The organism is Pseudomonas sp. CF161 (genome assembly GCF_000416215.1).
GTDB lineage: Bacteria > Pseudomonadota > Gammaproteobacteria > Pseudomonadales > Pseudomonadaceae > Aquipseudomonas.
Map to the genome: position 1 here is coordinate 138,470 of NZ_ATLP01000117.1, position 14,758 is coordinate 153,227.

Annotated in this window: 13 protein-coding genes; 6 read left to right on the forward strand and 7 right to left on the reverse strand. The window is 59.5% G+C overall.

Annotated features, from left to right (window positions below):
* The first annotated feature begins 322 nt into the window (after positions 1-322).
* Both CF161_RS28105 and CF161_RS28110 read left to right on the forward strand, forming a co-directional pair.
* A complete protein-coding gene (locus tag CF161_RS28105; RefSeq protein WP_156882744.1) occupies positions 323-2,203 on the forward strand; it encodes a hypothetical protein in 1,881 nt (626 codons plus the stop codon).
* A gap of 625 nt (positions 2,204-2,828) precedes the next feature.
* Positions 2,829-3,110 carry a hypothetical protein gene (locus CF161_RS28110; protein ID WP_020300026.1) on the forward strand — a complete coding sequence of 94 codons (282 nt, stop codon included), beginning with the start codon at positions 2,829-2,831 and terminating at the stop codon, positions 3,108-3,110.
* A 126-nt stretch (positions 3,111-3,236) separates the two neighbouring features.
* Here the strand turns inward: CF161_RS28110 and CF161_RS28115 are convergent, their stop codons facing one another.
* Positions 3,237-3,716 carry a VOC family protein gene (locus tag CF161_RS28115; protein WP_020300027.1) on the reverse strand — a complete coding sequence of 160 codons (480 nt, stop codon included), beginning with the start codon at positions 3,714-3,716 and terminating at the stop codon, positions 3,237-3,239.
* Between the two features lie 278 nt (positions 3,717-3,994).
* Here CF161_RS28115 and CF161_RS28120 point away from each other — a divergent pair, with 278 nt between their 5' ends.
* A complete protein-coding gene (locus tag CF161_RS28120; RefSeq protein ID WP_020300028.1) occupies positions 3,995-4,177 on the forward strand; it encodes a type II toxin-antitoxin system HicA family toxin in 183 nt (60 codons plus the stop codon).
* Between the two features lie 32 nt (positions 4,178-4,209).
* A complete protein-coding gene (locus CF161_RS28125; protein ID WP_020300029.1) occupies positions 4,210-4,611 on the forward strand; it encodes a type II toxin-antitoxin system HicB family antitoxin in 402 nt (133 codons plus the stop codon).
* 591 nt (positions 4,612-5,202) lie between these two features.
* Here the strand turns inward: CF161_RS28125 and CF161_RS28130 are convergent.
* Positions 5,203-6,090: a LysR family transcriptional regulator gene (locus CF161_RS28130; RefSeq protein ID WP_020300031.1), complete on the reverse strand. Its 888-nt coding sequence runs from the start codon at positions 6,088-6,090 to the stop codon at positions 5,203-5,205.
* Positions 6,091-6,208: 118 nt separating this feature from the next.
* On the opposite strand from CF161_RS28130, the gene CF161_RS28135 reads away from it, so the two are divergent.
* Together CF161_RS28135 and CF161_RS28140 are read left to right on the forward strand one after the other, a co-directional pair.
* Positions 6,209-7,588, forward strand: coding sequence for a M20 family metallopeptidase (locus tag CF161_RS28135; RefSeq protein ID WP_020300032.1), 1,380 nt, complete (start codon positions 6,209-6,211; stop codon positions 7,586-7,588).
* Between the two features lie 66 nt (positions 7,589-7,654).
* On the forward strand, positions 7,655-8,941 hold the full coding sequence (locus CF161_RS28140) for an MFS transporter (RefSeq protein WP_020300033.1): 1,287 nt from the start codon (positions 7,655-7,657) through the stop codon (positions 8,939-8,941).
* A 620-nt stretch (positions 8,942-9,561) separates the two neighbouring features.
* Here CF161_RS28140 and CF161_RS28145 read toward each other — a convergent pair.
* The 5 genes from CF161_RS28145 to CF161_RS28165 all read right to left on the reverse strand — a co-directional run bounded on the left by CF161_RS28145 (position 9,562) and on the right by CF161_RS28165 (position 14,736).
* Positions 9,562-10,311, reverse strand: a complete 750-nt coding sequence (locus tag CF161_RS28145) for a hypothetical protein (protein ID WP_020300034.1) — start codon at positions 10,309-10,311, stop codon at positions 9,562-9,564.
* Between the two features lie 127 nt (positions 10,312-10,438).
* Complete coding sequence (locus CF161_RS28150; protein ID WP_256206964.1) at positions 10,439-11,503, reverse strand: 2,3-butanediol dehydrogenase; 1,065 nt, start codon at positions 11,501-11,503, stop codon at positions 10,439-10,441.
* 93 nt (positions 11,504-11,596) lie between these two features.
* A complete protein-coding gene (locus tag CF161_RS28155; RefSeq protein ID WP_020300036.1) occupies positions 11,597-12,709 on the reverse strand; it encodes an acetoin dehydrogenase dihydrolipoyllysine-residue acetyltransferase subunit in 1,113 nt (370 codons plus the stop codon).
* Positions 12,709-13,725, reverse strand: a complete 1,017-nt coding sequence (locus tag CF161_RS28160) for an alpha-ketoacid dehydrogenase subunit beta (protein WP_020300037.1) — start codon at positions 13,723-13,725, stop codon at positions 12,709-12,711. Before CF161_RS28160 ends, CF161_RS28155 begins: the two co-directional genes overlap by 1 nt.
* Before the next feature lie 33 nt (positions 13,726-13,758).
* Positions 13,759-14,736 (reverse strand): thiamine pyrophosphate-dependent dehydrogenase E1 component subunit alpha, encoded by a 978-nt coding sequence (locus CF161_RS28165; RefSeq protein WP_020300038.1) that lies wholly within the window; start codon positions 14,734-14,736, stop codon positions 13,759-13,761.
* Between the last annotated feature and the right edge of the window lie 22 nt (positions 14,737-14,758).

The following is a 14,758-nucleotide window of genomic DNA, read 5'->3' on the forward strand; positions in this document are numbered from 1 at the left end:
AGAAGCGGACGTTCACAAGTAACCTGTTTTGATCCGATTCCGCCGTTCACGTTTCGCTTCTAGTCTCCGTGTTTCTCTGCGAGACTGGTTCGCCATCCGCTGTGGACGTGGGCGACTTGTGATATAGGCAATGATCATCAGCCACTTTAACTATTAGATTTATTTTGGTAATTAGGGAGAGTCTGAGAACTCTTCTCTTGATGGTTACCAAGTCAACAGTTCGAGCTCAGGGCGTAGGTGATTTATCAGAAAGCTTAGGCAGATGATAGTAAGAGTAAACAGAGCACTATAGCCAAAATCAACTTGCTAGGGAATTTAACTGATGAAAGTTTTTATAGAAAAGCTATTATTTCAAAATAGATCTCCATTTGATTACTTAGATGTTAGTTTATCAGAAAACGAAATTGCGGTACTGACAGCTGCAAATGGTCGTGGCAAAACCACTATAATTTCCCACATAGCCGACGCTTTTCACGAGTTGGCAAAAAACTGGTTTCCTGGGTCCTTTGAAGGTAAGGAACATAAGTTCTACCGGGTAACATCGGGCTTGAACAAGTTAGACGAGAGTCGTCCATCGATATTTTATATGCGCCTAAACATGAATGGCGAAATAATTGATTATGTAGATATTTTTGGATCCATGAATGAGTCAGAATATCAAGACTTAATGATCGAGAACAAGATAGATTTCGATTCACTGTCTCATAGCCTTATTGAGAATAATATGGTCAAGCACTGGAAGATTGAAAAGGCTCAGGCAAAATTAATTTTCGAGTCAAATCTCATCACATATTTCCCTTCATATAGATACGAAACACCGGGATATATCAATCAGCCTTACGAGGTAAATTTATCCTTCCGAAATGAAAATAATTTCAAGGGAAGACTTCCTAACCCACTGGAGGTGGTTACTGGCTTGCGCACATTTTCAAATTGGCTAATGGATATTGTATTGGACATGCAATATCAACAGTCTGGCGTAGCCAATATAAAATCTTTGCTTGATCAGATAATCACCTTGATTTTGCAAGGTAAAACCTCAGCCAAATTTCGTTTCGGCGTTGGTCCACGTGGGTTTGGCAATACGAGAATTCAGATATTAAACTCTGATAGCAATGAATGCCTTTATCCGGCGATATTTCATATTTCCGCAGGCGAGGCGGCAGCATTGTGTTTGGCCGGAGAGATCATACGGCAGGCGGATGTTATTATAGGTGAAAACCCAATATCGAGCGTATCCGGCATAGTACTCATTGACGAGGCAGATAAACATTTACATATACGACTTCAAAAAGAAGTCATGCCAAAATTGTTTTCGATCTTTCCAAACGTACAGTTTGTTACAAGTTCCCACTCCCCATTTATGGCGATGGGGTTGGCCGACGAAGCTATAAGTCGCTCCAAAATTATTGACCTGGACAATTTCGGAATAACAAAGAACCCTTATAACAGCGATCTTTACACTGAGGTCTACGACATGATGGTCGGTGACAGTGTAAGTTTTCGAGAGCAATTCCTGAAATTGAAGGCGGCGAGCGAGGAAAGCAAGAGAACCTTGATAGTAACGGAAGGTAAAACTGACATCCAACATTTAAGGGCGGCGGCTAAGTCTTTAGGATGTGGCGGCTCACTAAATTACTTCGATGTTCCCGCAGACTGGGGAGATTCGAAGCTTGAAAAACTACTGGAACAGCTATCTAAACTTAAACAAAGCTGTACAGTTATCGGTATATTTGATCGGGATGTAGAAAAAATCGTTGCAAGCATTGAAGAAAAAGGCCGGATGTTCAAAAATTATGGGCACAATGTTTATGGGCTTTGCTTGCCTGTACCCTCTGGCCGAGAGGCATACTCGAATATTTCTATCGAGTTTTATTATACCGATGATGAACTAAAAAAAACCCATGATGGAAAACGATTGCATTTTGACAATGAGATATTTTATTTTCAATCTGCCTCTGTCAATAGAGGCAAAGCTGTCCCTCAACTTAGGCAGAAGCCCGAAGAAGCGGAGGAATCTATAAAGAAAATTTTCGACAGTAATGTTTCTGAGTTGGCCGGAGCGCATTCAAAGGCAAGGTTTGCAGATTTGGTAGAGGGCAATTCGGAATTCGCAAAAGATTTTGATTTTTCAAATTTCGGGGTGATATTTGAACGAGTCTCCCAGATTGAAGATTACGAAAGTGCGAAGGGTGCTGATTAGCATGAGTTCTATATAGTCGGTGGCGATTACCGCTGATCCTCTCTCGAAAGGGTGTGATGAGTGATTAATCACGGCAATAATATACAGCCTAGATGCCCCCTATATACTCACAGCGTTTGCTTTAACGGGTATATAGGAGGCTAGCGAGTAAGCATTCTGGTTTGGTCGATCTCTGCTATTCATCATCAGCAACAAAGGGTCGAAAGCGGACAATTGCGAGCGGCTGCTTTTGGCCGATAGCTCGATCCGTCATATATTTCTTCAAATTCCAAGGACGACTCACAACCTAATTACAGATCGCCATAGCCACTGCTATCGCCACGACACAATCACTCAAACACCACCATCAATACTCGGTTGCGTCGCTCACGCCCCGCCCCTATAGTTCGCCCTCGCGGCAAAATCCGCGAACGACCTTGGCCGGTCGAATTACAACGACGCATCAGCGTCCAAAACACCATTGCAGACGCTTTTTTTGTGCCTGTGATTTTGTGTTATGGCGGCTGTGTGCGGGACACCTTCGGGTGTGCCGGTGTCGTTGTATCCGGTCGGCCAACCCTCGCACAGCTGCCACCCTCAATTTGCTTGGCCGCAAAGGGTGGAAGCTCTACAACGAGTAACGACCATGGACGATCAATCGCTTTCCCGCTTCTCCCCTGTCGACACCCACGACGCCGATCAAGCGGTTTTCTACCTCGACACCCAAGCCTCTCTGAACGATCTGGCCAGCAGTGCGGCCCATCGTTTCACTGTGGTGCGGGATCTGATGGACACGCTGTCCACGCTTAATCTGAAAGATATTGCCGACTGTGATCTGACGCGGATCACTCGTGGGGTGCACCTGCTCACCCAGGAAGGGTGCGCGGTGTTGGAGGTGATTCAGTGGCGTACGGGACAAGAGCCCTGATGCACCTGAAGTATCACGGCGTCGGCTCTGGCCAGCGCAGCCTCGTGCCTCGGCAGCGGCTACAGGCTCTGTAGCCGCTGCGTTCGGATGACGGCCAACAGTAAAAGGCAGCGGCTCACAGGCCGGCTAACCGGCGAGTGCGGCTTCGATGGCGGCGATGTCTATCTTGGTCATGGTCATCATGGCGTCGAAAGCGCGCTTGGCCGCCGCGGGATCGGGATCGATGATCGCGGCGGTCAACACCCGGGGCGTGATCTGCCATGACACGCCCCACTTGTCCTTGCACCAGCCACAGACGCTTGCCTGGCCTCCGTTGGTGACAATCGCGTTCCACAAGCGGTCCGTTTCGGCTTGATCGTCGGTCGCCACCTGGAATGAAAAAGCCTCGTTATGGGTGATCCCTGCCCCGCCGTTCAACCCGAGGCAAGGGAGGCCCATGACCGTGAACTCGACCGTTATGACATCGCCCTGCTTGCCCGCCGGGTAGTCGCCAGGCGCGTGATGAACGGCGATTACGGCGCTGTCCGGGAAGGTCTGGGCGTAGAACTGCGCAGCGTCTTGCGCAGTGCCGTTGTACCAGAGGCAGATGGTGTTTTTGTTGAGCATTTTTCTTCTCCAGAATCAGGCCTGATGCCTTCATTCCAGCCGCGCTGAACCGAGGCAAACCCACAGGCGAACCCTAAGTGTTGTACAAAGCGCGTTTTTTTCAAAAATCGGCCCCTTGCAGCCCTTTGCGACCGGCAGCCGTTGGCCGAAAGCGCTTTGATGTTTGCCAAGACGCCTGAACGACACTTTCCGATACATAACTCCAGACACACAATTCAACCTGCGTTACCATGCGCCTGGAGTTATAAAGCACCCCTCACCCCGATAAGGAGATGGAGGTGCAAAGCAGACAGCTGATCAAGGAGCTTGAAGCCGCAGGATGGGTACTGGACCGGGTTACCGGAAGCCACAACCTGTTCAAGCATCCCTATCGGCCCGAGACCGTTCCGGTGCCGCACCCGAAGAAGGACCTGCCACGGGGCACGGTCAGGGCCATCCGGAAACTGGCTGGACTGATGTAGCCCTTCAGCCTTCATTTATTGAGGAGATCCCCGTGCAATATCCCATCTGCATCGAGTGGGGCAACGAACACACCGCCACCGGCATCCAGATTCCCGACATTCCTGGAGCCGTCACCGCTGGCGACACCTTCGAGACCGCGTACGGCGCCGCCATGGAAATCGCCCACATCATGCTCGAAGAACTGGCCCGCTCAGGACACGCCATTCCCCTGCCCACCTCCATCGGCCAGCACCGCGCCAACCCCGATTTCGCGGGGATGGGCTGGGGCATGCTAGACATCGACGTCGCGCCTTACCTGGGCAAAACCGAGAAGGTCAACGTGACCTTGCCCGGGTACGTGATTCAGCGGATCGACCGGTTCGTGCGCGAGCACAACATCAAGAGCCGGTCGTCTTTTCTGGCGGATGCGGCGATGGAGAAATTGGGGCGGTGAGGAGCGAGGGCGGCGAGCAGTTGACCTGTAGCTGCGGATGAGGATTTGGGGGCGTTCGGGCGGTGGCAGTGGCGGATGTGTTGGGTGACTGGGAGGGCCAGCGCAGGCTCGGCAGCGACTACAGAGCGACGCACCAAGCCGGCCGGAAGGCCGCCGTCTTGATTTTGATTTTGATTTTGATCTGAGGCGCCCCGTTAACCACGATGGCCGAACGCAGGTATTGAGCCGTGGGCAACCCGGCAGGACGCCGGGTTAGCCGCACTGGGCCAGGGATGGCCCATTGCGGCGGCCCACGGATCAATGCCGGAGTGAGGGCATGCCGAGCCTAGGCGAGGCACCGAGTGGTGGGGCAAGAGCCCTTTGGTTACTTTGGGGCTGTTCCAAAGTGACCCGCTGTAAGAGCGGAACCCATAGCAGCCACAACCGCAACAATGGATATGTACACCCAGAAGATCGGCGGGTTCAGGTTTACGACCGCTACGCGCTCGAGCGGGAGCAAGCTCCCTCGCCACTGGATGCTGCTGCAGTGTCTGATAGGACCAGCGCAGCCTCCCAGGCCGGCCGGTGGGCCGCCTGGGTTTAACGTTTGATCTACCCCCCCTCCTTCTGCAACCCCACAATCAACGCCTCAATAAAAAACACCAAACTCTCCGGCAGCACCCGCTTGGGCATGGTCAGCACCTGAACATCCCGATCCCCCAAGCGCGGGTTGGACAACGGCACCGACACCAGCCCATCCATCCCCTGCCCTTCGCCACTGATGGCACTGGCAAACGCTACCGTGTCGGATTGGCGCACAAACTCATGCAAAGCCCCGGAGAAGTTACAGGTCATCACCTGGTTAAAACTCAGGCCGTCCATCTGGCACACCAGGTCCAGCAGTTGCCGCTGAGTCGTGCCCTTCGGGGTCAGGGCCACAGGAAACGCCTGCACGTCTTCCAAGGACAGCAACCCAGCGCCAGCCAACGGATGCCCCGCACGCATCAGGGCGCGGATCGGCGAGCGGATCGAGTAACACACATTGACCCCCTCCACCGGTTCGGTGCTGAACGTCAGACCCACATCCGCCTCGCCCCGACGAATGCGCTGCACGCACTCATGGGGCGAGATCACATCCAGCCGGTACTCGGCCCCGGGGCGCAGGCGGTGATGTTCGAGCAACGCCCGTGGCAGGAAATAACGCGACAAGCCCTCGGTGGACACCAGCCGAATAACCTTGGCCCCCGGGTAACCCTCGCCCCGTAGTTCGGCGAGGATGTTTTCCTGCTCCAGCCAGGTACGCCGGGCATGTTCGGCCAGTGCCTCGCCGGCGGCGGTCAGTTGCATGCCGCGCGGACGGCGCTCGAACAGCGGCACGCCGACGCTCTCCTCGAGCAGGGCAATCTGCCGGCTCACGGCACTGGGCGCAATGTGCAGCCGCTCCCCCGCCGCTGCCAGGGAACCGGCATCGATAACCGCCAAAAAATACCGATAGTCCATCTGTTTTCCCCTGCCCAAGGCATCTGATTATTAGAATCACGGCTTCAAAAAACAGCAATATACAGATGTCTTGACCGACTCCACTATGGCCCCGTTCCCCTGCCCGACCGGAGTTGCAATGACCAAGCAAGCTGCCCTTGCCGGCGTCCGCCAGTACCTGGACGACGGCCACTTTGAACAGGACCTGCGGCGCCGGGTGGCGTTTCGCAGTGACAGCCAGGACCCCGCCCACGCCAGCGAACTGCTGCGTTACCTGATGGAAGAAATCCAGCCGCTGTTGCAGCGCCTGGGTTTTGACTGCCAGGTGCTGCGCAACCCTGAGGCCGGTGGGCCGTTCCTGATTGCCACGCGCCTGGAAGACCCGGCACTGACCACCGTGCTCAGCTACGGCCATGGCGATGTGGTGCCGGGCTATGCCGAGCAATGGCGCGAGGGCCTCGACCCCTGGAATCTGACCCTGGAAGGCGAACGCTGGTACGGCCGCGGCACCGCCGACAACAAGGGCCAGCACAGCATCAACCTCACCGCCTTGGAGCAAGTGCTCAAGGCCCGCGACGGGCGCCTGTGTTTCAACCTCAAGCTGCTGTTTGAAATGGGCGAAGAAGCCGGCTCTCCGGGGCTGCGCCAACTGTGCCAGGAGCACGCCGAGTTGCTGCGGGCCGATGTGTTTATCGCCTCCGACGGCCCGCGCCTGAACCCCTCGCGGCCAACGCTGTTCCTCGGTTCGCGGGGCGCCGCGCAGTTCCGCCTGGAGGTCAATACCCGCGACAAAGGCCTGCATTCGGGCAACTGGGGCGGCGTGATGTGCAACCCCGGCGTGGTCCTGGCCAACGCCCTGGCCAGCCTGGTGGATCAGAACGGTCGCATCCTCTGCCGCGAGCTGGTGCCAACGAATATTCCCGACAGCGTGCGCGCCGCCATCGCCGACCTGGAGATCGAGCGCGACTCCCTGGGCCGCCCCCTGGACGAACACTGGGGCGAACCGGGGCTGACCCTGGGCGAGCGCCTGTTCGCCTGGAACACCTTGGAAATCCTCGCCTTCAGCACCGGCAACCCGCAGAAACCGGTGAACGCCATTCCGCCTCGGGCCGTGGCCTTCTGCCAACTGCGTTTCGTGGTGGGCACCCCTTGGCAGCAGTTGCACAGCCTGCTGCGCGAGCACCTGGACCGCGCAGGTTTCAGCCAGGTCGAGGTCATCGTTGAGCGCTGCTCGCCGGCCACTCGCCTGGACCCTGACAACCCCTGGGTGCAGTTCGCCAAACGCTCGATCGCCGGCAGCAGTGCGCAGCGCCTGGCCCTGCTGCCAAACCTGGCGGGCACCTTGCCCAACGACATCTTTGCCGAAGTGCTGGGGTTACCGACGCTGTGGATTCCCCACTCCTACCCCGGTTGCTCGCAGCATGCGCCGGACGAACACCTGCTATTGCCAGTGATTCGCGAAGGCCTGGAGATCATGACCGCACTGTTCTGGGACCTGGGAGACCTGCCGCAAGCCTGATATTACGACCCGGTTCGCCCCGGGCATCTGTCGCTCAAAATCCAACAATAAGCAGGAGCGTGCGTTATGACCGAGTTAGCAGCCACCTCGACCGCCATCCAGATGCAACACAAGTCTTTGTGGAAACCCGTAGGCGCGGCATTGATCGGCAACACCCTGGAGTGGTTCGACTTGTCGATCTACGCCTACTTCGCGCTGACCATCAGCCAGGTGTTCTTCCCCACGTCCGACCCGACCTTTTCCCTGTTGCTGGCGTTTGCCACCTTCGGCATCTCGTTCCTGATTCGCCCTTTAGGCGCTGCGATGCTCGGCTCCTATGCCGACCGCCAGGGCCGCAAAAAGGCCCTGACGTTATCAATCCTGATCATGCTGGCCGGGACCTTCTTGATCGCCATCATGCCCGGCTACGCGACCCTGGGCATTGCCGCGCCCATCGGCATTCTCCTGGCCCGACTGCTGCAAGGCTTCTCCGCCGGCGGCGAGTTCGGCACCTCCACCGCGTTCATGCTGGAACACGCCCCGCAGCGCACCCGACATTTTGTCGCCAGCCTGCAGTTCGCCAGCCAAGGCTTCGGCGTGGTGATCGCCTCGACCTTCGGCTACGTCCTGACCACTCACCTGGACCCTCAGCAAATGCTCGACTGGGGCTGGCGCGTGCCGTTCTTCTTCGGCCTGCTGCTGGGGCCGGTGGGCCTGTACATCCGCCGCACCGTCGACGAATCACCGGACTTCAAAGCCTGCGAACCCGGAGAGCGCCCCCTGCGCGACGTGCTGCTGACACAGAAAACCCTGCTGCTGATCGCCATGGGCACCCTGGTGGTGTCGACGGCGTCGAACTACATGATTCAGTACATGCCGTCCTACGCCGCCACCCGCCTGGACATCGCCCAATCCTCGGGCTTCCTGGCGACCCTCACCGGCGGCCTGATCCTGACCATCGTCACCCCCATCGTCGGCTACATATCCGGCCATATTGGCCGCTTGAAAATCATGCTCGGGGCCGCGGTGGTCTATGCCGTAGCAATCCTGCCGGCCTTCTTCTGGCTCAACAGCCGCCCCAGCGCCAGCTCCCTGCTGTTGGTGGTGGCGATGATGGCCTTGATCAAAGCGGTGTACTTTGCGCCGCTACCGTCCTTGATGGCCGACATCTTCCCGGTGCGTACCCGGGTCACGGGCATGTCCCTGAGCTACAACCTGGGCGTGACCATTTTCGGCGGCTTCGCCCCGGTCATCGCCACCGGCCTGATCGCCCTCACCGGCTCACCACTGGCGCCCAGCTTCTACCTGATGCTGGCCGCCTGCCTGAGCGTCGGCGCGATCTTCATGGCCGGAAAGAAACTTAAGCTGACGTGAAATAGGGCTTGGGAACAGGTTGAGATAAAGGGCCTGCCGAGAGCCCACGGGAGCAAGCTCCCTCGCCACAGATGCTGGGCTGCGCAGGGATGCTGCAGGTGTGTCATCAGGCGTCTTGTGTCTCTGTGAAGGCCAGCGCAGCCTCGCAGGCTAGCGGCGACAAGGACACGAACGAACCAAAACCAGGCCGGCCGGAAGGCCGCCGTCTTGATTTTGCTTTTGATTTTGATCTGAGGCGCCCCGTTAAACCACGATGGCCGAACGCAGGCAGTGAGCCGTGGGCAACCCGGCAGGACGCCGGGTTAGCCGCGCTGGGCCAGGGATGGCCCATCGCGGCGGCCCACGGATCACTGCCTTCGTTCGGGCATGCCGAGCCGAAGCGAGGCACCGAGTGGTGGGGCAAGAGCCCTTTGGTTACTTTGGGGCTGTTCCAAAGTGACCCGCCGTAAGGGCGGAACCCTTGGCAGCCACACCCGCAGCAATGGATATGTACACCCATAAACCCGAGGCGCCCGGTCTTGGGGCCGCTGCGCGACCCAGCGGGAGCAAGCTCCCTCGCCACAAGGATGCGGGGCAAGCCGTGAGCCAGGCCGGCCGGAGGGCCGCCTGGGAGGTCAGGGTTACTGCACCGGCAAAAAATTCATGAGCAACAAACTCTGCGCATAATTCAACCCAATCCGCCGATACCGCTCATCCAACATCTGCGTCAGCAAATCCAACCGCGCCACAATCTTCCCAAACTCCACCGCAAAACTCAGATTGCTGCCCTCCTCCGAAATCTCATTGGAAAACAACAACAGCACCCCATTGGCATCCTGCCGCTGACTCAACAGCCAGGTAGCCTTCTCAATATTGCGCGCCGCATTGCTGACAAACTGCGGATCAATCGCATCCGTCATATAAAACTCGGTGCGCCCGCCATGGGCCGTCACCAGCATGCTGCCAATGGCATAGATAAACGCCCCGACCCGATCCCCCTGAAATTCCGGGCTCAGGGAATAACTCAAGGCCGCCAGATCCCGCCGATCACCCAATGAAGGCAGCGGCTGGCGCTTTTCGATGGCGTTGCGGATCTCGCGCTGGGCGGTGGTGCCGTCGGGGTAACCCGATTTTCGCCACTGCGTCGGGTTGCGCAGGTACAGCTTGCCCATCAGCAGGTACAGGCTTTGCAGGTTGTCGCGCATGCCCAGGGTGGCCATGCGGTCGACGCTGGTCTGGAAGAATTCGTCGGGTTTGCCTTTACGAAACTGTTCCGCGATATCGCGTCCTTGCTGCTGGCTGCAGCCACTGGAACAGAGCACCAACAGCCCTGCCAACAGCAGGGGGCGGCGCAGCAATTGCTTCATGCAAAAGAAGGGGGCGTAGGCCATCGGCACCGGGTCAATATTCACTGGCACAGCTGGGGATCAGCGCGGCCTGGCCATGAATAGAGCGGCAAAACCTGAAAAAGTGCGATGGCCACCCACGGCCATCGCCAAAATCGCCCGCTTGGGCGTGCTACACGCGACCCGGTGAAACGATGATTTTCACGTTGTGTTCCTTGTTGTTGACCAGTTCTTCAAAGCCCTGGCCAACGATCTCTTCCAGCTGGATACGCCCGGTCACCAGCGGCGTGATGTCCAGGCGGCCGTCGGCGATAAAGGCAATCACGTCGGCGAATTCGCCGTTGTAGGCCAGGGATCCCAGCACCTGTTTCTCGGTGGCCACCAGCTCGAAGAAGTTGAACTCGCTGGGCTCTTCGAAGATGCCCACCAGCACGCATTTGCCGGCCTTGCGGATCAGGTCGATGGCCAACTTGGCCGTGTGTTTGTTGCCGATGCATTCAAAGCTGACATCGGCCCCCAGGCCGCCGGTCAGGCGTTTGACCTCGGCCAGGGCGTCGCACGCCTTGGGGTCGAGCACGTGGGTCGCGCCGACTTCCAGGGCCTTGGCCTTGCGTGCGCCGGACATTTCCAGGGCGATGACCTGGGCCGCTCCGGCGGCCTTGGCGCACATGATGGTGCACAGGCCGATGGTCCCGGCGCCGACCACCACCACGTTCTGCCCCAGCAGGTTGCCGGCCTTTTTCACCGCGTGCATGCCCACCGCCAGGGGTTCGATCAGCGCCCCGGCTTCGGCCGGGAAATTGGCCGGCAATTTGTACAGCAGATTGGCCGGTACGTTGACCCATTCGGCAAAGGCGCCGTTGTTCATCAACCCGGTGAAGGCCAGGTTTTCGCAGATGTTGTACAGGCCGTGGGTGCAGTAATAACAGGTGCCGCAGTGCTGGCAGGCATCGGCCGCCACCGCCTCGCCGACGCTGAAGCCCTGGACCCCGGCGCCGAGCTCGACGATCTCGCCGCAGAACTCATGGCCGAGGATGCACTGGCCTTTGATCCCGGTCAGCGGGTGCGGCGCATCCACCGGAATAAACACCGGACCGGCCACGTATTCATGCAGGTCGGAACCGCAGATGCCGCACCACTCGACGCGGATCTGCACCCAGCCGGCCGGTGGCGCGCCCGGCAGCGGCACGTCTTCGACGCGGATATCGTTGCGGCCATGCCACACGGCGGCGCGCATGCTTTGAGTCGATTTCAGAGAAACACCCATCTTGGCTACTCCTTATTGTTATAGGGCTGCGCAGCCAGGGGGCCGGCGCAGCCATCACGAGCTTCAGTGCTGGCGGATAAACTCCAGCAGCAGCCGGTTGACCTGTTCCGCCGCTTCCATCTGCACCATGTGCGCCTGGCCCGGCAGGATCTCGATCTGCGCCGCCAGGCCCTGGCTGTGGGCCGCCGGGATGATCGCGTCATCGCTGCCCCAGATCACCAGCACCGGTTGCGCGCCGTCCTGGACCACGGCGCGCAGGTCGAGCTGTTGCCGGCCTTCGCCGAACAGGTTCGCCGCCAGTTGCCGCAGGGCGCTGTCCACCCCTTCCAGGCGCTTGTACTTGAGCATGTCTTCGAGCATCTGCCGGTTGACCAGCTCGGCGTTGGAGAACAGCTGCATCAGCGGCGCCTTCAAGGCATTGCGGTTGGCCGCCTCGACAAACCCCTGCAGGTAGCTGCCGTTGATTTCCGGGCCCAGGCCGGCGCTGCCGATCAGGGTCAGCGAGCGCACCCGCTGCGGGGCCAGGCGCGCGGCGTTGAGGCATACCGCACCGCCCATGGAATGGCCCACCAGGTGCGCCTCGGGGATATCCAGGTGATCGAGCAGCGCCAGCAGCACGCCGCTCAGTTCATCCAGGTCGCCGCGCTGCAACTGCTTGGCCGATTCACCATGGCCCGGCAGGTCGAGGGCGATCACCCGGCGCCCGGCGGCCAGGGCTTCATGGTTGAACAGCCAGTTGTTGAGGTCGCCGCCGAAACCGTGCACCAGCACCAGCGGCACAGCGCCTTCGCCGCGCTCGAAGTAGCGCACCAGGCGCCCGTCCAGTTCGACTTTCTGCGGCTTGGGCCCGCTGTCTTCCTCGGCGCCGGCACCGGGTACGAAGTCGGCCTGGAACTGCTCGATCACCGCATTGATCTCGGCGTCGCTGACGTCGCCCTCGACCACGATGCCGAGCAAGGCGCCGACGGACAGGGTTTCGTCCTGGCGCGCGATCTGCCGCCGCAGTATCCCGGAGAACGGCGCCTCGACGCTGCTGGAGATCTTGTCGGTCTCGACGTCCAGCACTTCATCGCCCTTGGTGATGGCCTGGCCTTCTTCCTTGAGCCAGGCATCGACCCGGCCCTCGGTCATCGACAAGCCCCACTTGGGCATGGTCAGGGTATGGATCTGGCTCATCAGCGCTGGCTCCATTCGATGACCTTGAGCACGGCGTTTTCGATCTTCGCCGCGTCGGGGATATACAGGTCTTCCAGGGCATCGGAGAACGGCACCGGGGTGTGCGGCGCGGTGACCATTTCAATCGGTGCCTTGAGCGCGCCGAAGGCTTTTTGCGCCACCAGGGCCGAGATATCGGTGGCCATGGAGCAGCGCGGGTTGGCTTCGTCGATGACCACAAGACGCCCGGTCTTCTCCACGCTTTCGAGGATGCTGTCTTCATCCAGCGGGCTGGTGGTGCGCAGGTCGATCACTTCGCAATCGATGCCGCGCCCGGCCAGGCTGCGCGCCGCGTCCATCGCGGTGTTGACCGTGCGCCCGTAGGAAACCAGGGTCACGTCCTTGCCGTCGCGCAGGAAGTTGGCCTCGCCGAAGGGGATGGTGTAGAGCTCTTCCGGCACTTCGCCCTGCATGCTGTAGAGCATTTTGTGCTCGCAGAAAATCACCGGGTCGTTGTCGCGGATGGCCTGGATCAACAAGCCCTTGGCATCGTAGGGCGAGGATGGGCACACCACTTTCAGCCCGGGGATGTGGGTCCAGAGTGAGGTCAGCATCTGCGAGTGCTGGGCCGCCGCGCGCAGCCCGGCGCCGACCATGGTGCGGATCACCAGCGGGGTGGCGGCCTTGCCGCCGAACATGTAGCGGAATTTGGCCGCCTGGTTGAGGATCTGGTCCAGGCAGCAGCCGGCGAAGTCGACGAACATCAACTCGCACACCGGGCGCACGCCGCAGGTGGCCGCGCCGACCGCCGCGCCGACATAGCCCAGCTCCGACAGCGGGGTGTCGAGCACGCGCCCGGGGAACTGGTGGTACAGGCCTTTGGTCACGCCCAGCACCCCGCCCCAGGCGTCGTTTTCACCGGGGGCACCGGCACCGCCGGCGACGTCTTCACCCATGATGAACACGCTGGGGTCGCGGCGCATTTCCTGGGCCAGGGCTTCGTTGATGGCCTGCTGATAACTGATTTTTCTCGCCATGATAGAGGTCTCGATTCTTGTTATAGGGAGTATTCAGGGGTAGGAGACGTAGACGTCGGTGAGCAGGTCGGCAGGGCTCGGCTTGGGGTCGGACTTGGCCTTGCGCACGGCGTTTTCGATCAACAGTTCGACCTCGTGGTCGATCTGGTCCAACTGGCTGGCCTGGACCAGCCCGGCGCGGGTGCTGCGCTCGCGGAACTGCATCAGGCAGTCGTTGTGCTCGCGAAAATGCTTGACCTCATCCGGCGCGCGGTAGGTCTGGGCATCGCCTTCAAAGTGGCCGTAGTAGCGGGTCAGCTTGACCTCGATCAGCGAGGGTCCCTCCCCGGCCCGGGCCCGTTCCACGGCGGCGCCGGCGGCTTCGTGCACGGCAAAGAAGTCAAAGCCGTCGACCGTGACCCCGGGCATGCCGAAGCCGGCGGCGCGGTCGGCGATGTGGTCGCAGGCCACCGACCAGTTGGAGGCCGTGGCCTCGGCGTAGCCGTTGTTCTCGGCGATAAACAGGCACGGCAGGTTCCACACCGAGGCCATGTTCATGGCCTCGAACACCGCGCCTTCGTTGGAGCCGCCATCGCCGAAAAACACCACCGCCACGCTGTCGGTGCCCTTGAGTTTGGCGGCCAGGGCCGCGCCCACCACCAGTGGCGCGCCGGCGCCGACAATGCCGTTGGCGCCGAGCATGCCCTTCTCGAAATCGGCGATGTGCATGGAGCCGCCCTTGCCCTGGCAGACCCCGGTTTTCTTGCCGTAGATCTCGGCCATCATCCCGTACACGTCCACGCCCTTGGCGATGCAATGGCCGTGGCCGCGGTGGTTGGAGGCGATGCAATCGTCGTCGCCCAGGTGGGCCATGACGCCTGCGGCCGAGGCTTCTTCGCCGGCATACAGGTGGACGAAACCGGGGATCTCGCCGGTGGCGAATTCCACGTGCAGGCGCTCTTCGAAGGCACGGATGGTGCGCATCACCTGGTAGGCATGCAGCAACTGGTCAGAGGTCAAAGGTGTCGACATTTTTATTCTCCAGGAGTGTCTT

Coding starts and splice junctions, on each gene's coding strand:
- CF161_RS28140 (WP_020300033.1), top strand. CDS start 7,655: ATGACCGAGTTAGCAGCCACCTCGACCGCCATCCAGATGCAACACAAG.
- CF161_RS28145 (WP_020300034.1), bottom strand. CDS start 10,311: ATGGCCTACGCCCCCTTCTTTTGCATGAAGCAATTGCTGCGCCGCCCC.
- CF161_RS28115 (WP_020300027.1), bottom strand. CDS start 3,716: ATGCTCAACAAAAACACCATCTGCCTCTGGTACAACGGCACTGCGCAA.
- CF161_RS28155 (WP_020300036.1), bottom strand. CDS start 12,709: ATGAGCCAGATCCATACCCTGACCATGCCCAAGTGGGGCTTGTCGATG.
- CF161_RS28110 (WP_020300026.1), top strand. CDS start 2,829: ATGGACGATCAATCGCTTTCCCGCTTCTCCCCTGTCGACACCCACGAC.
- CF161_RS28105 (WP_156882744.1), top strand. CDS start 323: ATGAAAGTTTTTATAGAAAAGCTATTATTTCAAAATAGATCTCCATTT.
- CF161_RS28150 (WP_256206964.1), bottom strand. CDS start 11,503: ATGCGCGCCGCCGTGTGGCATGGCCGCAACGATATCCGCGTCGAAGAC.
- CF161_RS28165 (WP_020300038.1), bottom strand. CDS start 14,736: ATGTCGACACCTTTGACCTCTGACCAGTTGCTGCATGCCTACCAGGTG.
- CF161_RS28130 (WP_020300031.1), bottom strand. CDS start 6,090: ATGGACTATCGGTATTTTTTGGCGGTTATCGATGCCGGTTCCCTGGCA.
- CF161_RS28160 (WP_020300037.1), bottom strand. CDS start 13,725: ATGGCGAGAAAAATCAGTTATCAGCAGGCCATCAACGAAGCCCTGGCC.
- CF161_RS28135 (WP_020300032.1), top strand. CDS start 6,209: ATGACCAAGCAAGCTGCCCTTGCCGGCGTCCGCCAGTACCTGGACGAC.